General features: G+C 67.3%; 19 protein-coding genes. 13 read left to right on the forward strand and 6 right to left on the reverse strand.

Annotated elements, in window-relative coordinates:
- Window positions 1-39: 39 nt before the first annotated feature.
- From AOK17_RS05660 to AOK17_RS05695, 10 genes are all read left to right on the forward strand, one after another.
- Window positions 40-675, forward strand: coding sequence for a TetR/AcrR family transcriptional regulator (locus AOK17_RS05660; protein ID WP_055611196.1), 636 nt, complete (start codon window positions 40-42; stop codon window positions 673-675).
- A 262-nt stretch (window positions 676-937) separates the two neighbouring features.
- Window positions 938-2,248, forward strand: coding sequence for a metal-dependent hydrolase family protein (locus AOK17_RS05665; protein WP_245697022.1), 1,311 nt, complete (start codon window positions 938-940; stop codon window positions 2,246-2,248).
- 76 nt (window positions 2,249-2,324) lie between these two features.
- Window positions 2,325-3,815 carry an MFS transporter gene (locus tag AOK17_RS05670; protein WP_245697023.1) on the forward strand — a complete coding sequence of 497 codons (1,491 nt, stop codon included), beginning with the start codon at window positions 2,325-2,327 and terminating at the stop codon, window positions 3,813-3,815.
- Window positions 3,812-4,210, forward strand: a complete 399-nt coding sequence (locus AOK17_RS48040; protein ID WP_079052810.1) for a RidA family protein — start codon at window positions 3,812-3,814, stop codon at window positions 4,208-4,210. Before AOK17_RS05670 ends, AOK17_RS48040 begins: the two co-directional genes overlap by 4 nt.
- 15 nt (window positions 4,211-4,225) lie before the next feature.
- A complete protein-coding gene (locus AOK17_RS05675; protein ID WP_055611198.1) occupies window positions 4,226-5,182 on the forward strand; it encodes a threonine ammonia-lyase in 957 nt (318 codons plus the stop codon).
- Window positions 5,183-5,198: 16 nt separating this feature from the next.
- On the forward strand, window positions 5,199-5,732 hold the full coding sequence (locus AOK17_RS05680; RefSeq protein WP_055611199.1) for a thiamine pyrophosphate-binding protein: 534 nt from the start codon (window positions 5,199-5,201) through the stop codon (window positions 5,730-5,732).
- A complete protein-coding gene (locus tag AOK17_RS05685) occupies window positions 5,732-6,148 on the forward strand; it encodes a thiamine pyrophosphate-dependent enzyme (RefSeq protein WP_206190683.1) in 417 nt (138 codons plus the stop codon). The genes AOK17_RS05680 and AOK17_RS05685 overlap by 1 nt, the downstream gene beginning before the upstream one ends.
- Window positions 6,145-6,318, forward strand: a complete 174-nt coding sequence (locus AOK17_RS51535) for a hypothetical protein (protein ID WP_206190684.1) — start codon at window positions 6,145-6,147, stop codon at window positions 6,316-6,318. Before AOK17_RS05685 ends, AOK17_RS51535 begins: the two co-directional genes overlap by 4 nt.
- Window positions 6,315-7,694: an aldehyde dehydrogenase family protein gene (locus AOK17_RS05690; protein ID WP_055611200.1), complete on the forward strand. Its 1,380-nt coding sequence runs from the start codon at window positions 6,315-6,317 to the stop codon at window positions 7,692-7,694. Before AOK17_RS51535 ends, AOK17_RS05690 begins: the two co-directional genes overlap by 4 nt.
- Window positions 7,695-7,726: 32 nt before the next feature.
- Complete coding sequence (locus tag AOK17_RS05695) at window positions 7,727-8,734, forward strand: homoserine dehydrogenase (RefSeq protein ID WP_055611201.1); 1,008 nt, start codon at window positions 7,727-7,729, stop codon at window positions 8,732-8,734.
- Window positions 8,735-8,792: 58 nt separating this feature from the next.
- On the opposite strand, the gene AOK17_RS05700 is transcribed toward AOK17_RS05695, so the two are convergent.
- Window positions 8,793-9,815, reverse strand: coding sequence for an Lrp/AsnC family transcriptional regulator (locus AOK17_RS05700; RefSeq protein WP_055611202.1), 1,023 nt, complete (start codon window positions 9,813-9,815; stop codon window positions 8,793-8,795).
- Between the two features lie 610 nt (window positions 9,816-10,425).
- Between AOK17_RS05700 and AOK17_RS05705 the strand changes: the two genes are divergently transcribed.
- Complete coding sequence (locus tag AOK17_RS05705; protein WP_055611203.1) at window positions 10,426-11,346, forward strand: hypothetical protein; 921 nt, start codon at window positions 10,426-10,428, stop codon at window positions 11,344-11,346.
- Between the two features lie 29 nt (window positions 11,347-11,375).
- Window positions 11,376-11,858 (forward strand): hypothetical protein, encoded by a 483-nt coding sequence (locus AOK17_RS05710; protein WP_055611204.1) that lies wholly within the window; start codon window positions 11,376-11,378, stop codon window positions 11,856-11,858.
- Between the two features lie 433 nt (window positions 11,859-12,291).
- Here AOK17_RS05710 and AOK17_RS05715 read toward each other — a convergent pair whose 3' ends face one another.
- Window positions 12,292-12,966: a Type 1 glutamine amidotransferase-like domain-containing protein gene (locus AOK17_RS05715; protein ID WP_055611205.1), complete on the reverse strand. Its 675-nt coding sequence runs from the start codon at window positions 12,964-12,966 to the stop codon at window positions 12,292-12,294.
- A 15-nt stretch (window positions 12,967-12,981) separates the two neighbouring features.
- Window positions 12,982-13,275, reverse strand: a complete 294-nt coding sequence (locus AOK17_RS05720; protein WP_055611206.1) for a hypothetical protein — start codon at window positions 13,273-13,275, stop codon at window positions 12,982-12,984.
- A gap of 315 nt (window positions 13,276-13,590) precedes the next feature.
- On the opposite strand from AOK17_RS05720, the gene AOK17_RS05725 reads away from it, so the two are divergent.
- On the forward strand, window positions 13,591-14,427 hold the full coding sequence (locus tag AOK17_RS05725; RefSeq protein WP_055611207.1) for a hypothetical protein: 837 nt from the start codon (window positions 13,591-13,593) through the stop codon (window positions 14,425-14,427).
- A gap of 932 nt (window positions 14,428-15,359) precedes the next feature.
- Here the strand turns inward: AOK17_RS05725 and AOK17_RS05730 are convergent.
- From AOK17_RS05730 to AOK17_RS05740, 3 genes are all read right to left on the reverse strand, one after another.
- The gene (locus tag AOK17_RS05730) at window positions 15,360-15,596 is read right to left on the reverse strand and encodes a helix-turn-helix domain-containing protein (protein ID WP_055611208.1); all 237 of its coding nucleotides are present in this window, start codon (window positions 15,594-15,596) and stop codon (window positions 15,360-15,362) included.
- Complete coding sequence (locus tag AOK17_RS05735; protein ID WP_055611209.1) at window positions 15,596-16,087, reverse strand: DUF2975 domain-containing protein; 492 nt, start codon at window positions 16,085-16,087, stop codon at window positions 15,596-15,598. The genes AOK17_RS05730 and AOK17_RS05735 overlap by 1 nt, the downstream gene beginning before the upstream one ends.
- 636 nt (window positions 16,088-16,723) lie before the next feature.
- A complete protein-coding gene (locus AOK17_RS05740; RefSeq protein WP_055611210.1) occupies window positions 16,724-17,473 on the reverse strand; it encodes an SDR family NAD(P)-dependent oxidoreductase in 750 nt (249 codons plus the stop codon).
- Between the last annotated feature and the right edge of the window lie 178 nt (window positions 17,474-17,651).

Raw genomic sequence — 17,651 nt, forward strand, 5'->3', positions numbered from 1 at the left:
CATGAGTGTGGTTTTAGGAGTCGACGGTACGCTGGGCCCATGTCGAGGGCTATCGCGGCGGTTCAGACTCCCGGGCGCCGGCGGCGCTCCGAAGGCAAGAGGGCGGCGATCCTGGAAGCCGCGGAGGCGCTGTTTCTCGCGGAGGGCTACGAGCGGGCGAGCGTCGACGCCATCGCAGGTCGGGCGCAGGTCTCGAAGCGGACCGTCTACGACCACTTCGGCGACAAGGGAACGGTCTTTCTGCGGGTGATCGAGCGTGCTCACAACGCAGTGGCCGACACCATTCGCTCCGCGATCGACGAGGAGCTGGCTCAAGGTCGTGACCTACGCGAAGCCTTGACGGCGTTCGGGCAACGAGTGGTCACGCAGGCCTTTCCGTCGTCCGACTACGTGACCTTCCGGCGACTGACCTCCCAGCGATGGGCGATTCCGCAGCTGGACGAGGCCACGCGCGACCGCCCCGAACGGATGCTGGAGGCGCGCTTCGCCGCGCTGGTCGCCGATGGTGAGATCCGGGCCGCGGATCCCGGCCTCGCGGCGCGCCACTTCACGGCCCTCACCATCAGTCTCGCGCTGGAGACACTCGACGTTCGGGGGGACGCCGAGGCGGGAGAGCCGGAGATTTTGGCGACCGTCGCCGACGGTGTCGATGTGTTCCTGCGGGCGTACCGGTAGCCGACCCATCCGGCACGGCAGTCGGCGACGAGTCGTTGCCTCGACGGCGCGCACGCGGGAGGGGTGCTCATGGGGGAGTGGCCCCCTGATGCCGGGAACGCCCGCAGCGCGTCAATCATCGTGAGGTCGAGTGAGCCTTCCCTAGGTGCTTTCATGCAGCAGGCCGGCCCCTGAGGCAGATTCCATGCACTTTTCAGGCTGAATCGCAGGGTCGATTTAGCGTGACGCCTGTCATAGAAGGCCAATGAGGGCAGGTCGGCGCGTGGGACTCAACGACGGAGCCGCGTTGCGGATAAGCAACGTGCGGCTCATCGACGGTGTCAGCACGGAGGCAGTGGACGATGCCGTGCTGGACGCCAATGACAAGGGCTGGATCACCTACGCCGGACCGGCGGCACAGGCGCCCGGGCCGATCCCCGGCGTCAGGGCGATCGACGGCCGGGGCGGAACACTGCTCCCCGGACTGTTCGACTGCCACACCCACCTCGGTGTGGCCTCCGACCGGTCGATCCTGGAAGCCGCCCTTCTGACGGACCCCGTCCTGGGTGTTCTCCAGACGACTGAACGTCTGCGCCGGACGCTCGACGCCGGGATCACGTCAGCCCGGGACCTCGGTGGACTTCCCGCCGGATTCCGCGACGCCGTCGCATCAGGACTGATCACCGGCCCACGCCTGCAGACATCGGTCGGTGTGATCAGCCACACCGGCGGACACGCCGACGACACCTTCCCCGGCGGAAGAAGCCTCGGCCTCGACTACTGCGAGATCGCGGACGACGTGGTGGGCGCACGGAAGGCAGCGAGACGGATGCTGCGCGCCGGCGCCGACGTCATCAAGATCTGCACAAGTGGCGGGATCAGCAGCGCCCATGACGATCCCGACGACCAGGACCTGCTCGACGAGGAGATCGCGGCGGTCGTGGACGAGGGACATCGCCACCGAGGACGTCCGGTCGCCGCGCACGCGCAAGGCCGGGCCGGCATCCTCGCCGCGATCCGCTGCGGTGTCACGTCGATCGAGCACGGTTTCGGCATCGATGACGAAGGATGCGACCTCATCGGAGAGAGGGGGACCTTCCTCGTACCGACCCTGTCGACCGCCTTCCAGCCGCTGGACCCGCGGAAGACCGCGCCGTGGCGCTACGAGAAGAAGCTTCGCTGGAACGAGCGGACCAAGGAGAACATCGCCGCGGCCATCGCGCGGGAGGTGAACATCGCGGTGGGCACGGATGCCGGCATCACCCCGCACGGGCAGAACCCGTTCGAGCTGTCGTGCCTCGTGGAACTGGGGATGTCGCCGATCGACGCCATCCGCGCGGCGACATCCAACAGCGCCCGGCTCCTCGGAGTGGCGGACACACTCGGGACACTGCGCCTCGGATACGCCGCGGACCTCGTCCTCTGCGCCGAAGATCCGCTGCGGGACATCGGCGCGCTCTCGGCGCCCGAGAACATCGCCCTCGTCGCCCAACAGGGCGTCGTCCGCAAGTACACGCTCGCCGACGCCGGTTCGTCACAGGACCTGTCCCCAGCACCTGGACAGAGAAGCCTGCACGCCGTGGCACGCCCATGAATCACGTCTGCACGTCCCTCTCCGCCCCACCCCGGCACAGCCGCCCGGAGCGATCCGCAGTGGAAAGGAGCCGCTCATGCAAGACATGAGCCCCAGCCTCACCAGAGACGAGCCGGCGACCGAACTGAACACCGGCTGGACCAGGCCGGTCGTCGGCTATGTCGCCATCCTCATCCTGGTGAACGTCATGGTCGACACTGTGCTCGCCTCGCCCACCTTCGTGCTTCCGGAGCTGAGCGACGCCTTCGACACCAATCAGTTCGCGTGGATCGATTCCAGCGCGATGCTGGCGGGAGCCACCTGGGCACCACTGCTCGGCAAGAGCGCCGACATCTACGGCAAGCGCAAAGTGCTCGTGATCACACTGATGGTCGCCGGCCTCGGCGGAGTCGTGTGTCTCCTCGCGCCCCACATCAGTGTCTTCGTCCTCGGACGCGCCCTGCAGGGCGCAGCGATCGCAGGCCTGTTTCTCTCCGTCGCCATCATCCGCGACATCTGCGCGCCCAAGTTCGCCATGGTGGTGACAGGCATTGTCACCTCGGGCTCGGCCGTCTTCGGGATCGTCTCCCCCTTCATCCTGGACTTCGCCACCGAGGCGTTCGGCTGGAAGTTCGTCTTCGTGGTCTCCGCAGTGTTCGCGGGAGTGGCCGCGCTCTGCGTCCACCTCGTGATCCCGAACTCTCGCAACCGCACGCCGGGCAAGGTCGACGTCGCCGGGGCGCTCACACTCGGCGGCGGCATCGCGGCCGTTCTCGCCTACATCAGCCTCGGGCAGGAATTCGGCTGGCTGGGGATTGCCCCGCTCGCCATTCTCATCGGCGGGCTGGCCGCGCTGACGGTCTGGTACCTCGTCCTGAGCCGCATCCCGGAGCCCGTGATCGACATCCGTGGCATCTCAGCGGTCCTCGGGCTCGGTCTCCTCGTCGTCGTGATGGGCACGGGCGCCTATCGGAGCATGCTTCAGCTGTTCAGCCTGCTGATCGACGTCTCTCCCGACGAGGGCCTCGGATACGGCATCAACGGCCCCGGAGCGCTCGGCCTGATGTTCGGCATCCCATCGATCGGGATCATGCTCGGCGGCATCGTGGCGGGTGCGATCGCCACCCGCGTGGGCCCTGCCCGGCCCCTGGCCGTGGGCGTGGCTCTCGGAACGATCGCCTCCTTCGTGATGTTCTCGTCCGGCGCCGACAGCCTTCCGGTCGCCGTGATCTGCTCGTTCATGCTGAGCATGACGGCAGGCTCGCTGGTCACCTCCGGGTTCAACCTCGCGTCCGTCCTCGCGCCGCCGGAGCGGCAGGGCACCGTCTCCAGCATGGTCATGGTGATGGTCGCCGTCGGTTCGGTGACGATGAGCTTCATCGGATCGGCGATTCTCGCGGCCAACGAAATCGTCGTCGACGGAGAGTCCGTGAACTCGTCGACCGGCGTGCACACGTACATCGCCGTCGCGGGCTGCACGTTTGTCCTCGCCGCCATCCCGATGGCCTTCCTGGTCCGGAAGTTGCGAGGCCACGCGGACGTCCCCGCAGAACCTCACCCAGGAGCAGGAGCAGGAGCAGGAGCATGACGAACCTCGCGCCGACAAGTCCCTCAGGGGCGCGGCATCCGTACAGTCCCGTGCGGGCGACCGAGGCCGGACTCGTCTATGTCTCGGGGCAGTTGGGCATCGCAGACGGCGACATCGTGGAGGGCGGCATCGTCCCCGAGACACGACAGGCCCTGGCCAATCTCCAGAGCAGGCTGGCCTCGGCGGGGCTGGAGCTGCGGCATCTTGTGAAGATCACGGTCTATCTGGCCTCGATGGACGACCGCAACGCCATGGACCGATCTATCAGGAGGCCCTCGTCGAGCCCCTGCCGGCCCGCACATGCATCGCCGGCGCCGAACTGCCCTACAAGGCCCGGGTCGAGTTCGACGCCGTCGCCGTCCGGGACGGGGCCTGAATGCCCAACTCCCTCATGAGACGCGGTAGGAACAGTGACTGATCTCGAAGTATCCGTCGGCGACATCCGCGCAGCGCATGGACGGATCGCCGAGGACGTGGTGCGGACTCCGCTGCTGCCCGCTTCGTGGGCGCCGGGCGACCTCTGGCTGAAGGCCGAGAACCTCCAGCCGATCGGCGCCTTCAAACTGCGGGGCGCCGTCAACGCGATCAGACGCCTCGATCCGGACGTCAGGGCACGTGGCGTGGTCACGCATTCGAGCGGCAACCACGGCCAGGCAGTTGCGTGGGCAGCCCGAGCGGCAGGCGTCCGAGCCGTGATCGTCATGCCGGAGGAGGCCACGCCCGTCAAGGTGGAGGCCACCAGAGCCCTGGGCGCCGAGGTCATCATGGCCCCCGGTGCCCGACGGGAGATCGTCGCCGAAGCCATGACGGCGGAGCGGAGGATGACGCTGATTCCTCCCTTCGACCATGCCGACGTGATCTCCGGTCAGGGGACGCTGGCCGTCGAGGTGCTCGAAGACCTGTCCGACATCGACACGGTGCTCGTGCCGATCGGAGGCGGCGGACTCATCTCGGGAGTGGGCGTCGCCGTGAAGGCCCTGTCCCACCGAACCCGGGTGGTCGGCGTCGAGCCCTCACTGGCCGCGGACGCGCGCGACTCGCTCGCCAACGGGCGCCGGATCGAATGGGACGCGCAGGCGACGTATCGCACGATCGCCGACGGAACGCGCACGCCTGTCGTGGGCGAGATCACCTTCCCGATCATCCAGGCGACGGTCGACGAGATCGTCACGGTGGACGAGGACGACATCCTCGCTGCCGTGGGCACCCTGGCGCGTCGTGCTCACCTCGTCGCCGAACCCAGCGGCGCACTGAGTGTCGCCGCCTACCTCGCCGAGCCGGGGAAGTACGGGCGGGCGGTCGCCGTCCTCTCGGGCGGCAACATCGACCCACCCCTCCTCGCCCGCGCGCTCACCCTCCCCACCTGAAAGGAACCGCACGCACATGACGTATGCGAAAGCCGTCGCCGACGGCATCTGGGCGGCAGGCACCGTGCGGGTCGGGTACATCCCTTCCGTGAGCGTGGCACCGGTCGTCAACTCGTTGGTCGCGACCGATGGCGGCACGGACGGCGTCTCGCCGCGTGTCACACCGCTCTCGCGGGAAGAAGAGGCGATCGGCGTGATGGGGGCGGTCGCGTTCACCGGCGAACTCGGCGCCGTCGTCATGCAGGACAACGGATTCGGCAACGCGCTCACGGCACTCACGACGTTCACGCTCTCCTACCATCTGCCGTTGCTCGTCTTCGCGAACACCCGCGGGAGCTTCGGCGAGTACAACTCGATGATCCACTCCATCAGCCAGCCCGTACCCGCCCTGCTGCGCACGGTCGGGCTTCCCGTTGTCGAGCTGGACCGCAGGAGCAGCGCCGAGGACTGGCACGACACCGTGAAGGAGGCGGGTGTGCATGCGGTCATGACGTATCGCCCGGTAGTGGTCCTCGGGTCGTTCTGGAACACCGACGGAAAGGCCGCCTGATGAAGCGCATCGAAGCACTCCAGGCCCTTGCGGACCTGACGGACCGGCATCCCGTGGTCGTGACGTGCGCGGCGACGAGCCGAGAGCTGGCCTCGGTGAAGGACGGCGACAACCACCTGTACCTCCTCGACGCGATGGGCCTCGTCGGATCGGTGGCGACCGGACTGGCACTCGGCGTGGACCCCTCCGCGCCGAAGGTCGTCGGCATCGAGGGGGACGGGGCGCTGCTGATGAACCCGAACGTCCTCCCGACGGGCGGTTATCTGGCTCCGGACAACCTGCTCCTCGTCCTTCTCGACAACGGTGTGTACGGGTCGACCGGGGCCCTGCCGACCTACTGTCGAGGATCGACCTGGGGCGGTTCGCGGCAGCCGTGGGATGGACCACACGATCGACGGACACCGTCGACGGCTTGAAGGCCGCCTTCGGGGAGCTGCTCACGGTGCGGGGCCCGGCGTTTCTGCACGCCCGGATCGAGGCGGGCAACGCGGAAGGCATCGAGAAGCTGCTGGCCGACCCGGTCTCGATCACGGAACGCTTCACCCGCTGGCTTCGCGAGGTCCACGCATCGGCGGTCGCGGCATGACGGGGAGGGACGGCGGCATTGTCGTGGTCAACCCCACGACAGGCTACGAGCTGGGCTTCTACCCGTACACGACTCCCGAAGCCATCGACCGGGTGCTCGACGACGCGTCGGCCTCGCAGTGGCCCCGGTCCCGTGTGGAGGACCGCGTCGCGGCGATCGGCCGGCTCGGCGACGTCCTGGTGGAACGGCGGGAGCCGCTGGCGACGCTCATCACCCTGGAGATGGGGAAGCCGATCAGGCAGGCGCGGGCCGAGATCGACAAATGCGTCACCGCGTGCCGCTACTACGCCGAGGAACTGCCCGGGGTTCTGTGGCCGGACACCTTCGACATCGACGGCGACACCGCTATGGTCCGGGTCGTGCCGATCGGGGTCGTGTTCGCGATCCTCCCGTGGAACTACCCGTGGTGGCAGGTGATCCGGGCGCTGCTGCCCGCGATCGCGGCGGGCAACACCGTCGTCCTCAAGCACGCCGAATCTGTCACCGGAAGTGCGATGGCGGTCGAGGACGTGTTCCAGGAAGCCTTCGGCGCGGGCGTCCTGCAGACCATCGTCGTCGACGGGCCGACGGCATCGGACATCATCGAGGACAGCCGGGTCGCTGCCATCACCTTCACCGGCAGCGATCGCGTGGGTGCCCTCGTCGCCTCGCGAGCCGGCGCCGCGCTCAAGAAGTGTGTGCTGGAGCTCGGGGGATCCGACCCGTTCGTCGTCCTCGCCGACGCCGATGTCCCCGCCGCGGCTGCCGCCGCAGTCAAGTCCCGATTCCTCAACAACGGTCAGAGCTGTATCGCGGCGAAGCGGATACTCGTCCATCGCGACGTGCATGACGCATTCGTGCACGAACTGGCGCCGCACGTCCGCGAGTTGAGAGTCGGCGACCCGGCGGAGGAGACGACCGAGGTCGGCCCGCTCGCGCGCCAGGATCTGCGTGACTCCCTGAGTGAGCAGCGCGCTCAGGCCCTGGCGGCCGGCGGGCGCGTGATCGCGCAGGCCGACGCGCCCGAATCCGCTCAGGGAGCGTGGTTCTCGCCGTCGATCGTCGAAGTGGACGGGAACGACTCGGTCCTCCTCACCGACGAGACGTTCGGTCCGCTCGGCGCGCTCACGACCGGAGCGGACGATGAGGAGCTCATCGCCCTCGCGAACTCCTCGCGCTACGGGCTGAGCAGCAGCGTGTGGAGCACGGACCGCGATCACGCCTCGTCCGTGAGCGACCGGGTCCACGCAGGAGCGGTGTTCATCAACACGATCTCCGCGACCGACCCCCGCCTGCCCACCGGCGGCATCAAAGCCAGCGGCTACGGACGCGAGCTGGGCACGTGGGGGGTCCACGAGCTGGCCAACATCCAGACGTTGCGGATCGGGAAGACATGATGGCTCGCATGGACGAAACGGAGCAAAGGGCCATGGGCGAAGTGAGTCAGGCCGATGTGGTGCTTTCCGGCTACGGCCCGGTCGGCCAGGCTTTCGTGAACCACCTGGCTCGGCAGGGGGACGAGCTCGCGCGCCAACACGGAGTACGGCCGAGGGTCCGTGCCATCCGTGCGAGTTCGGCGCAGTGCTGGCTGCGCGGGAGTGAGCCCGTACCGCCACGCTCGGCATGGGGCCCGCTCGTCCCACTGGAGGAGACGCTCGAACGAACCGCCGCCCGCGTGTTCGTCCAGGCGATCCCGTCCTCGCCCGAACTCCGGCACCAGGCCGTGAAGGAGGCAGTCGAGGCGCTGCGCCAAGGGGTCCACGTGGTCACGGCCACCAAGAGCCATCTGCTCGGCCACTGGCGAGAACTCGACGACGCGGCCCGCGGACTCGGTGTCATGATCAGGATTTCCGGGGCGACGGGGGCGGCCCTGCCGGCGGGAGACCTGTCGAGAACGGCGTTGCGTGGGATGGGCTGCGAGACGATCCGGGCCTGCCCGAACGGCACCGTCACGTTCGTCCTCGACCGCCTCGCCCAGGGCGACTCGCTGAGTGACGCGATCCACGAGGCGCAGCGCCGGGGAATCGCGGAAGCGGATCCCTCGGCCGACCTGTCCGGCGATGATGCCTCGACGAAGGTGCGGCTGCTGGCCGCGCTGGCCTGGGGGTGGGATCCGGCGCTGGTACGCGTGGAGACGCAGCCGGTGATCGAGGGCACCGCCGGTGAGGCGCTGAGCGCGGTGTCCCGGAACCGCCGGCTGCGAGCCGTCGCCGGCGCATCCGTGGACCAGCCCTACTTCGTCCGGGTCCGGCTGGAGGAGACGCGGCCGGGTGACCCCCTGCACGCGCTCGACGGGCCGGAAAAGGCAGTGGTGTTCGGCTGCCCGGACGCGGGCGACGTGACCGTGAGCGGGGGACGCTCCAGTCCGCTCGGGGCCGCGCTCGCCCTGGTGAAGGACACGATCGAGGTCACCGCGCCCCGCACCGGATTCTTCTGATACGGCGAGACTCGACACCCCATGTGCGCTGCCGGGCAGTTCAACCGGGGAGCCGACGTCACCGACGCTCGGCTGCGGAGTCCTCGGCCAGCAGCGGCACGGAGCGCACAGACCTGCCCTCCGAGTCCAGGACGCGGCCGAGCAGTTTGATCGTACGAAGTACCAGCGACCGGTCCTGAATCCGTAGAGCGGGCAGGACCTGTCTCATCTTCCGCTCCAGGTCGTGCGTCTCCGCCGTCGACCGCAGCCAGGCGTCGATGATGACGTTGTGAGGACCGGCCACGATGCTGCACGCCCGGACTCCTGGCAGCGTACGGATCCGCCCCTCGGCCTCTTCCAGTTCGTGGGCGTCGAGTGATCCGAAGTAGACGGCGGCGATGGCATGTCCCGAGATGAGACGCGAGGTGTCACAGCGGAAGATGATCAGTCCCGACTCCTCCAGCCGTGCCAACCGGCGCCGCACAGCGACGGGACTGAGATCGACCTGCGCGGCGATCCGCTCGAACGACATCCGTCCGTCGATGTTCAGCGCCCGGATGATGCGATGGTCGGGGGCCTGGAGGGCGGTGGCGTGATCCGGTCGGGTCCCGGCGTCGGTACGGAGTTGCCGGCGCTGCTCCTCGTTGAGTGCGCCTTCGCGCCACCGACTGGCCTCCAGGGCCGACCGCGTGACGATGTGGCTGTGTATGGACGTGACGCCGGGGACGTGCTCCACCCGGTCGAGGAGGTAGCGCGAGAGAGCATCGAAGTCCGGGGCCTGTGCCAGCACCACGACATTCCGTGCGCCGGACGTCAACTTCACGGTGGCAGCCTCGATGTCGGCGGCGAGGACGTCCGCCACGGTGCCCGATCGCCCCGGGACACAGGTGATTTCCACCAGGGCACAGTCGGGTGTCGCGCTGCCTGCCGGGTGGGCCGTGACCCATGCGACCCCCTCGGAGTGCATGCGAGACCAACGACGGCTGATGGTTGCCGGATCCACGCCCAGAACGGGCGCCAGATTGCGCCAGCTGACGCGCGGGGCGGATCGCACGGCGTCCACGATGGCGATGTCGAGTTCATCGAAGGGGGAGTCCCGCATGCCGAGCCTCCGTTCCTTTCGTGCACAAGTGACGTCACACTCGCTGAGTGCGTGCAGAATTTTATCTGCTTCTTAGGATTGTGGAGGGCCGGGCTACATCGTCAGCACTCCACATCACGCACTCCCTTCCTGCCCTTCCCGCGCCGCCCACTTCGGACCGAGTCCGGCCAACTGCGCACGCCGCTCGAGCAGACAGCGTTGCGCGGGCATCAACCCGGCGCATCCGGCCCGCTGGACCTCCCATCCACACCCCGGGGTCCTCGCCCTGCACGACCAGATCGCCCGCCCACCGCCGGGAGGCTGCTGCCAGCCTTCACGTGGGCGAGCGACGACCGGTAGTTGCGTTGCCAGGCCATCTCCCGGGCCGGGGCCGGGGGCCACCCTGGATCGACCTCTGTCAGAGCTTCCGTGCGGCTTTCAGGGAGCTCTCCGGGGTACGGGACGCCCGTTTCCCTTTCGCTCTGATCCTGTGAATTCCGGCCGCTGCCGCCGGAGGCGTCTGCCGCCCTGACAGATGTCAGGACCGCCCAGGACCGGGTCCGTGTTGTGCTTCGTCGGCCGGGTCCACCGGCCGGCGGGGAGCCGTCCCGCCCGAGTGACGGGACAGGGGATGCCGAACCAGAAGACGCGCCGGTTCCTGGCGAGCGCCTCCGCGTGCGTGGCGGTACTCACCCTGCTCGTGGGCTGCGGTGCCGCGGCGCCAGACCGGCCAAGGCCGGAAATGGAGCCGGCCCGGTCGGTCCCTCTCACGGACGCGGATCGTGCCGTGACGAGCCGGGCCGAGGCGTTGCTCGTGCAGACCTGCATGAAGCGCAAGGGCCATCGGTACTGGGTGGCGGCGCCGCTCGACGAGGACGAGACCCGCAGTTTCGGCTACGTCATGGACGACGTGGCGTGGGCCCAGGCGCACGGCTACGGGAGCCGCGTCAAGCAGAAGGTGCTCAAGGCCAAGAAGAACGATCGGAACCTGTCCTACCGGGCGGATCTCTCCACCCGTGCGGCACGGACGTACGTCGCCGATCTGGCGGGCGGTCCCGGCTCGGAAATCATGACGGTGCGGCTGCCGGCCGGCGGGCAGATCCGGCTCGCCACGGGCGGGTGCGAGGGGGAGGCCGTGCGCAAGCTGTATGGAGACCAGGAGAAGTGGTTCCGGGCCGACAGGATCGCCACCAACCTGACGCCTCTGTACGTACCGGATCTCGTCGCCGATCAACGCTTCAAGACGGCGCAGAGCCGCTGGGCCGCCTGCATGCGCGCCGCAGGACACCCCTACCGGACGCCCGCCGACATCCGCTCCGCGCTGCCCGAGGTCACCTCCGGCCGCAGCGCCGCACAGGCGTACCGGACGGAGGTACGACTGGCTGTCGCCGAGGCGACCTGCGCGCGGCGGACCGGGTTCGGCGACACCCTCCGCGCCCTGGAGGAGGAGCACAGTGCTCCGGTGCGCGAGCGCTACCGCGCCGAGATCACCGAGCGAGACCGGCTGGAACGCGCCGCGCTGCGTCGCGCCGACCAAATCCTGAACCACTGAAACGCCTAGGTCACGAGGAGCACACCGGTATGAGCAAGAAGACTCGAGCGCTCGCGGCGGTTGGGCTGAGCGCCCTGTTCACCGTCATGATTCCCGCCACGACGGTGCAGGCCGCACCCGCGAGCGCCAACTGCGACAACGAGTACTGGCAGTACGCGGGGGACGGCAACGTCCATATCTACTACGAGACCGACTGCCGTAGCCTGAACGTCAAGTACGGCGACGGAGACGACGTCAACTGGAGCGACGGACTGGGCCACTTCGCATGGTCCGACAACGACGCGGTCAGCTCGGTGATGAATACGGGCACGTACTCCGGCGGCTGGGACGTGGTGAAGTTCTACGTCGACGCCAACTACAGCGAGGCACAGGGATACAGCTGCCTGAAGCGCGGCGAGATCTACGTGGACGACCTCAGCCGCAACACCAGCACCACTGGGCACACGATGAACAACTCGATCAGCTCGCACAAGTGGGTGACGCAGAGCGCCTGCGCCAAGTTCATGAGCTGACGCAGGCCGCCGGAGGGGCCCGGTCGGGGCCGGGCCCCTCCGGCGGGATACGTGGCGCTTCAGGTGGCCGGTTGTGTGTGATGGATGGCGGGCAGGGCAGAGGCCTTCCTGGGTGACCTATGCAGGTTCGCGTGAATTGTTCATGCGTGAGTCGGTACGGCGCTGTCCTGGTGCGACGGATGCCGTATGCCGTACGGAAGACGTCGAGTCGCCCGATGCCTGGTCGCATGCCTGCGCACTCGACACGCCGTCACTGCCGGTCTCACCCTCCCCTGGAACTCGGGCGGCGTTGAAGGAAACGTCAACCGGATCAAGATGTTCAAGCGGCAGATGTTCGGCCGCGCGGGATTCGAACTCCTCCGCAAGCGAGCTCTCGCTACTCCATGAATCGCCGCCCCAGTGCTGCACCACGAACTCGCTCCGGAAGAACGCTTCATGAGGTCGGGTTGAACAACTTCCAATGGCCCTCGGAGACCACCTCGATGGTGCCGTCGGCCACCTTGATGGCGGTCTGCTCGTCAGTCGCGTACGCCGGACCCGCGATCTGGGCCGCCCATCGTTCTGCCGCAGCCATGGTGTTTTCCGGACAAGCCGGATGATCCAGGTGCGGGAAGATCGAAAAATCAACCAGGCCCAGCGTGCTGTCGCCTCCGGTGGGCGGCTTCCAGCCCACGAAGTCCTGCCCGATTCGGGGGGTCATCACCATGCTCCCGGCGCTGAGTCCCACGTAGACCGTGTCGGGCAGCGACGGCAGGAGCCCAGCCAGCCCGGATTCCCGCATCCAGTGGCACAGGTACAGCGCGTCGCCGCCATTGACCAGCAGGACCTCGGCCTCCCGGACCCAGGAGACCCAGCGCGCTGTGTCGATGCTGGGCAGCGCGGTGAGTTCCAGCACGCCCACCGACTTCCACCCCAGCTCGGTCATGGGGCTGGGGGATCGTCCGCTGATGAATCGCCAGGGGCCGTCCGGGTCGGCGTCGGGGGCCCCGTACCCTGCGGTGGGGATGCAGAGGGCGGTGGACTTGGTGATCGGCTTACCCAGGAGGTCGACCAACGCGTCCTGGATGCTCGCGTTCCTGATACCGGAGTCGGTGAGGAGAAGCTTCATCGTGTCCTTCCCGAGTTATGAATAGATCCCAGGTCGGGAGTCATCCTCAATGAGTCCAAAACCTTCAGGGAAGCCCTCCAAGAACTCGCGGCGCGATGGATCGGACTCCTCTGCAGCCATCGAATCGAGTAGGTCGATGAAGTCGCATCGCTGATCGCTCGTCAGCTGAGTCACCAGATGGGCAAGACCCTCCAAGACCTTGACCGCGTCATCCGGATCCATCTGCTCGTCCTCGCAGCCCTCAACGAACCAGAGAACATCGACCAAAGCCTGCGGCAGAGCATGGGTCAGCGACGGGTACACGGGCATCGGAACGACCTCCCACCAGGCAGCTGACAGAGCGCGGTCATCTCACCACATGCCACGGACATCACCGTGAGTGAGCCCACCACAAGAAGTGGACCAGAGCCCCCAGTTGGAAGTCTGGTGATCGCGACTTTGGGAGGCACCCAGATCTCGGTCGGGCGATGTGTACGAGCTTCGACAGCACTGGGCCGCTTGTCAGGGCGTCATCGTGTTGCTCCTGGTGAAGCACACTGCCGAGGTCTTCTGCAGACAGGTTCGGCACACGGCGTCGGAGTAATCGCTTGCCGGGAAGGGGTCCCTCGTGCTGACACTGATCCCATGGCCAGGGCAACGAGGGAACCTCTACCGGGAGGCGGTGTCGTCCTGGCCGTACCGGACGGCCTGTCAGGCCCGCCCCTACTGCGCTTTGAGCGGGTTACGGACCGCAAATGGATCCTCCGGCAAGGTGAACGGCCGCTGATCCAGGCCCGATCGGAGGGCGACGGCTGCTGCCGCGACCTCCACCTGTGCCGCCTGCCCGGGCACCGCTCCCCACTGCCGCCTCTGACCGCCGCGGCGATGCGGACCGGGGCCGACTGGCCGCACCGATACGCGCTGTGGCTGGAGGAGGCGGGGCTCGGCCCACTGCACTACGGGCGCTGGCTGCTGACTCCGCGCTCCACTTTCGCTCCGGGTATCTGGGATTGCGACCTCGTTCAGGACTGGCCGGACGCCACCCTCGAACTGCTCTGCGGGGGTGGCTGGCACGGTGTCTTGCCGCTGCGTCCGCTGCCGACACCGGACGCCTCGCGCGTGAAGGCGTACCGCAAGCACGCCCGGGAGGGCACACTCGCCCCGGTCCTGCTGTGGTGGGTGTCCTTTCTGGACGGTTGGCTGCTCCTCGACGGTCATGACCGGGCTGCGGCCGCGCTGGCTGAAGGCATGCAACCGGCCTGCGTGGAACTGGTCCGCGTACCGGACGACGCCGACTGGCGGGCGACCGCTGAGAAGATCACCGAGGCGCACGAGGAACGAGTGGCGCGGTTGGCCGAGCGCCCCGCGGGCCCGCACACTGCACGTGAACGGCAGGTGCTGGATCGGGGCTACGCCGACGTGATCTCCACCCTGGCGTACGACGCGAACGCCACTCCCGTGTTTGAACACCCTCGCGACTGACCACGGCATGCTGTGCCAACTACCGCGTGCCCTCGGCCGAGTTTCCGTCCTTGCCAGGACTGCTCAGCTCTCATTGCCTTGATGTCAAGATTCCTTGGTAGAGGGGAAAATGTGGCTCTGGGAACGCTCGGATACTCTTTGGACGACCTGCATCACGTGCAGCTTGCGATCCTCCAGGCGCTGATCGCTCCTCATGGTTCAGAGAAGTCACCAGGCCGAATGAAATAGCGCCTGACCATACAGTTCGGGGCACGACGAACCTCCGTGAACGGCACCGAGGAATTCAGCCTACGAGCGGAGTCCCGCGCCGGCACTGGCACCGCCGCTCTTCCGGGGGCGATCCCGGAAGGGCCCAGTTTCGTGCGTGACCGGGGTGGTGCTGGGCGCGTTGCCCGGGCCATGGACGACTGAGACCCCCTTGGCCTTGATGCCGTCGACTTTGCTCCTGGGGAGCTCACCGGGGGGCCGGACACGCTCGGGCGGATCAGAACTGAGCCTCAGGCAGAGGACGTTGCCCCGTAGGCAGCCGTCGACTACGTACGGCGCCCACCCCACCGAGAGCATGCGCGCGCCAGGCCTGCGACCTGGACGTGGCCGATCTGGCTCACGAGAGGTATTCATGAACTTGATGTGGGATCACCGGACACCCACTGGCAGGCAGCCGCGCTCATGGAACAGATCGTGCTGCTGCGACCTTTGCCGGCCCGCAACGAGTTCTTCGCGTACGGCGTCCCCGTCGCGTACATCAGGGCATCCGGGGGGGGGCGTGGACACGGCCGCGTACGAGCCGTGGCGCGACCTCATCGCGGACATCCGAGCGCTGCGCCTGACCGTGTACGTCATCGCCGACCGGCTGCGCACCATGCGGCCACCCGAGTAGGGGCCGCTCTGGCGGCACTCTCCACTGCACCGGTCGCATGGACAACCTCGGATCACGGGACGTCGAGAACCCCGCCTGCGGCGTCCTCGGCTTCCCAGCGCAGCAGGTCGCCCGGCTGGCACTTGAGTACCTCGCAGAGTGCGGCGAGCGTCGTGAAGCGCACCGCCTTGGCGCGGCCGTTCTTGAGTACGGCCAGGTTGGCGGGCGTGATGCCTACGCGGTCCGCGAGCTCTCCTACGGACATCTTCCGCCTGGCCAGCATCACGTCGATGTCGACGGCGATCGGCATCAGATCACCTCGTTCAACTCGGCCTGCATCTGCGTCGCTTCGACGTCTCGTATGACGGCCTGGGCGAGCAGCATCCGCAGTACGAGCACGATGAGTGCGACCCCCAGGATGGCCAGGCCGATCCCGCCCATGATGACGGTGACGCCCGGGTCGTCCCGCTGGCCCGGCGCATTGATGGCCGTGACCGTGAACCACAGGAGGGCGGCCGCCACGATCGCGCCGATCACTCCGTCCACGTACCGGAAGGCGGCGTGGGAGAACACGGTTCCGCGCCGCACCATCGTCACCAGCCGCCATACGCAGACCAGGGCGACCTGGGCCGACATCATGCCCAGGATCGTGATCACGCGCAGCGGGGTCAGCGGGAGCGACCCGTCTTCCGGATCGTTCCCGCTGACCAACACCCACACCATCCCTGCCTGTACGAACACGGTGCCGGCGAGCACCACCCCGAGCACGGCGCGCAGCGCACGCACTGTCAGCTTTCCCACGACCCATCCTCCCATCGAATGACGATGGGAATCTATCGAAATTCGATAGCCTGAGCAAGGGTCGAGACGGAGAGCGGCGGCAGGTTCACACGATGCCGGGACGCCGCTACAAAACGCGGCAGCTCCGCCGCCCATCCTGAACGACCACACATCGTGTGACTGGTCGCGATAGATGGCACTGGCGGAGCCTGCCGGTCAACGGCCCCGCCCATCCCGTCTGCCGTGCCGACGAGGCGGCAGTGTCATCCACCTCGACCAGTGACGAATGGTTGAGCGCCGCATATTCACGCTCCCGTGTCAGTCCCCGCTGTCACACGGCAACTGTCGCCATCGCAGAGTGGCTGACCTGGTCGCGCGAGAACGAGAGAGACTGACAGTCGCCTGGAGCACGCCACTCCACTCCAACCGCGGCGTGGTTCGTCCTCCACTTTTCCCACGGCGTCGCTCAGCCGGTCAGGCTCCGCAGCACCGCATCCCTGACCTCCGGCTTTAACGCCAATAGTTCAGAGAATCGGAATCGCTCATCACCTGGGCCGTGATCGCCCTTATAGCCAGGCAGATTACCTATGAGCGGAGTGACCCCACGCCAAAACCGTAGGACAAGCTCATTCCCAGTTCCGCTCCGGCCGAAGCGGGCTATACCTGAGCCATGCCGCCGTCGATGCAGAGTTCTGCACCTGTCATGAAACTGCTCTCGTCCGAGGCGAGAAACAGCGCACCATTGGCGATCTCCTCGGGAAGCCCAAGGCGGCCCATCGGGACAAGGGTACTCATTTGGGCTCGGAGATCTACTGGATCTTGGCCGAAGTACTCGGCCTGTCCATCGATGATGAGAGTGTCGATCGGCCCCGGACTCAGCACGTTGACCCGAAGACCCCGGTCGCCGAACTCTGCCGCCCACGTGCGCGCGTAGGAGCGCACGGCGGCCTTCGCCGCGCTGTAAGCCCCTGCCCCGGGATCCCCCTTGAATGCCGTGATTGAGCCCAGCAAAACGATCGAGGCGCCCGTTCGTAGGATCGGCAGCGCCTTCTGGACGGTGAACAGTGTGCCTCGGGCGTTGAGGTCGAATGTGTGGTCGAAGTGTTCCTCGGTCACGTTCCCGAAGTTCATCCGCTCAATGCTTCCAGCGTTCGCGACGATCACATCGAGGTGCCCGCTCTCCTGACGGATAGCCTCGACCAAATTGTCGAGATCACCCGAATCTGTAGCGTCCGCGGTGACCGCTGTGACATGCCCCTCAATTGAATTCTTCGCGGATTCGAGTGCCTCCTTCCGTCGCCCCGTGATGTAGACGTGAGCGCCTTCACTTGCGAATCGCTGGGCAATCGCCAGGCCAAGGCCCGCGCTCCCGCCAGTGACGAGGGCTACCTTATTCGAGAGACGCATGCTTTCTCCTTGATTCGAGACTGTGAGCATCGGACACATTGATTTGTCTCATCCTGCTTTTGGCAGCTGGCGTCGCAGGACTTGCGTGTCTGCAGGACGCGGCTGCCATCCCCGCAGCTTTCCGGCTCTGGTGGCTGGGCTGGGCGTGCACCACGGTAGGACTCGGCTCGACATAGAG

The sequence above is a fragment of the Streptomyces phaeochromogenes genome (assembly GCF_001418655.1).
Lineage (GTDB): Bacteria > Actinomycetota > Actinomycetes > Streptomycetales > Streptomycetaceae > Streptomyces > Streptomyces phaeochromogenes.

Excerpts from the sequence above, each read along its gene's own strand:
- AOK17_RS05725 (WP_055611207.1), top strand. The coding sequence starts at position 13,591 with ATGGCCAGGGCAACGAGGGAACCTCTACCGGGAGGCGGTGTCGTCCTG.
- AOK17_RS48040 (WP_079052810.1), top strand. The coding sequence starts at position 3,812 with ATGACGAACCTCGCGCCGACAAGTCCCTCAGGGGCGCGGCATCCGTAC.
- AOK17_RS05660 (WP_055611196.1), top strand. The coding sequence starts at position 40 with ATGTCGAGGGCTATCGCGGCGGTTCAGACTCCCGGGCGCCGGCGGCGC.
- AOK17_RS05695 (WP_055611201.1), top strand. The coding sequence starts at position 7,727 with ATGGGCGAAGTGAGTCAGGCCGATGTGGTGCTTTCCGGCTACGGCCCG.
- AOK17_RS05720 (WP_055611206.1), bottom strand. The coding sequence starts at position 13,275 with ATGCCCGTGTACCCGTCGCTGACCCATGCTCTGCCGCAGGCTTTGGTC.
- AOK17_RS05680 (WP_055611199.1), top strand. The coding sequence starts at position 5,199 with ATGACGTATGCGAAAGCCGTCGCCGACGGCATCTGGGCGGCAGGCACC.
- AOK17_RS05685 (WP_206190683.1), top strand. The coding sequence starts at position 5,732 with ATGAAGCGCATCGAAGCACTCCAGGCCCTTGCGGACCTGACGGACCGG.
- AOK17_RS05730 (WP_055611208.1), bottom strand. The coding sequence starts at position 15,596 with ATGCCGATCGCCGTCGACATCGACGTGATGCTGGCCAGGCGGAAGATG.
- AOK17_RS05715 (WP_055611205.1), bottom strand. The coding sequence starts at position 12,966 with ATGAAGCTTCTCCTCACCGACTCCGGTATCAGGAACGCGAGCATCCAG.
- AOK17_RS05710 (WP_055611204.1), top strand. The coding sequence starts at position 11,376 with ATGAGCAAGAAGACTCGAGCGCTCGCGGCGGTTGGGCTGAGCGCCCTG.
- AOK17_RS05705 (WP_055611203.1), top strand. The coding sequence starts at position 10,426 with ATGCCGAACCAGAAGACGCGCCGGTTCCTGGCGAGCGCCTCCGCGTGC.
- AOK17_RS05740 (WP_055611210.1), bottom strand. The coding sequence starts at position 17,473 with ATGCGTCTCTCGAATAAGGTAGCCCTCGTCACTGGCGGGAGCGCGGGC.
- AOK17_RS05670 (WP_245697023.1), top strand. The coding sequence starts at position 2,325 with ATGCAAGACATGAGCCCCAGCCTCACCAGAGACGAGCCGGCGACCGAA.
- AOK17_RS05700 (WP_055611202.1), bottom strand. The coding sequence starts at position 9,815 with ATGCGGGACTCCCCCTTCGATGAACTCGACATCGCCATCGTGGACGCC.
- AOK17_RS05690 (WP_055611200.1), top strand. The coding sequence starts at position 6,315 with ATGACGGGGAGGGACGGCGGCATTGTCGTGGTCAACCCCACGACAGGC.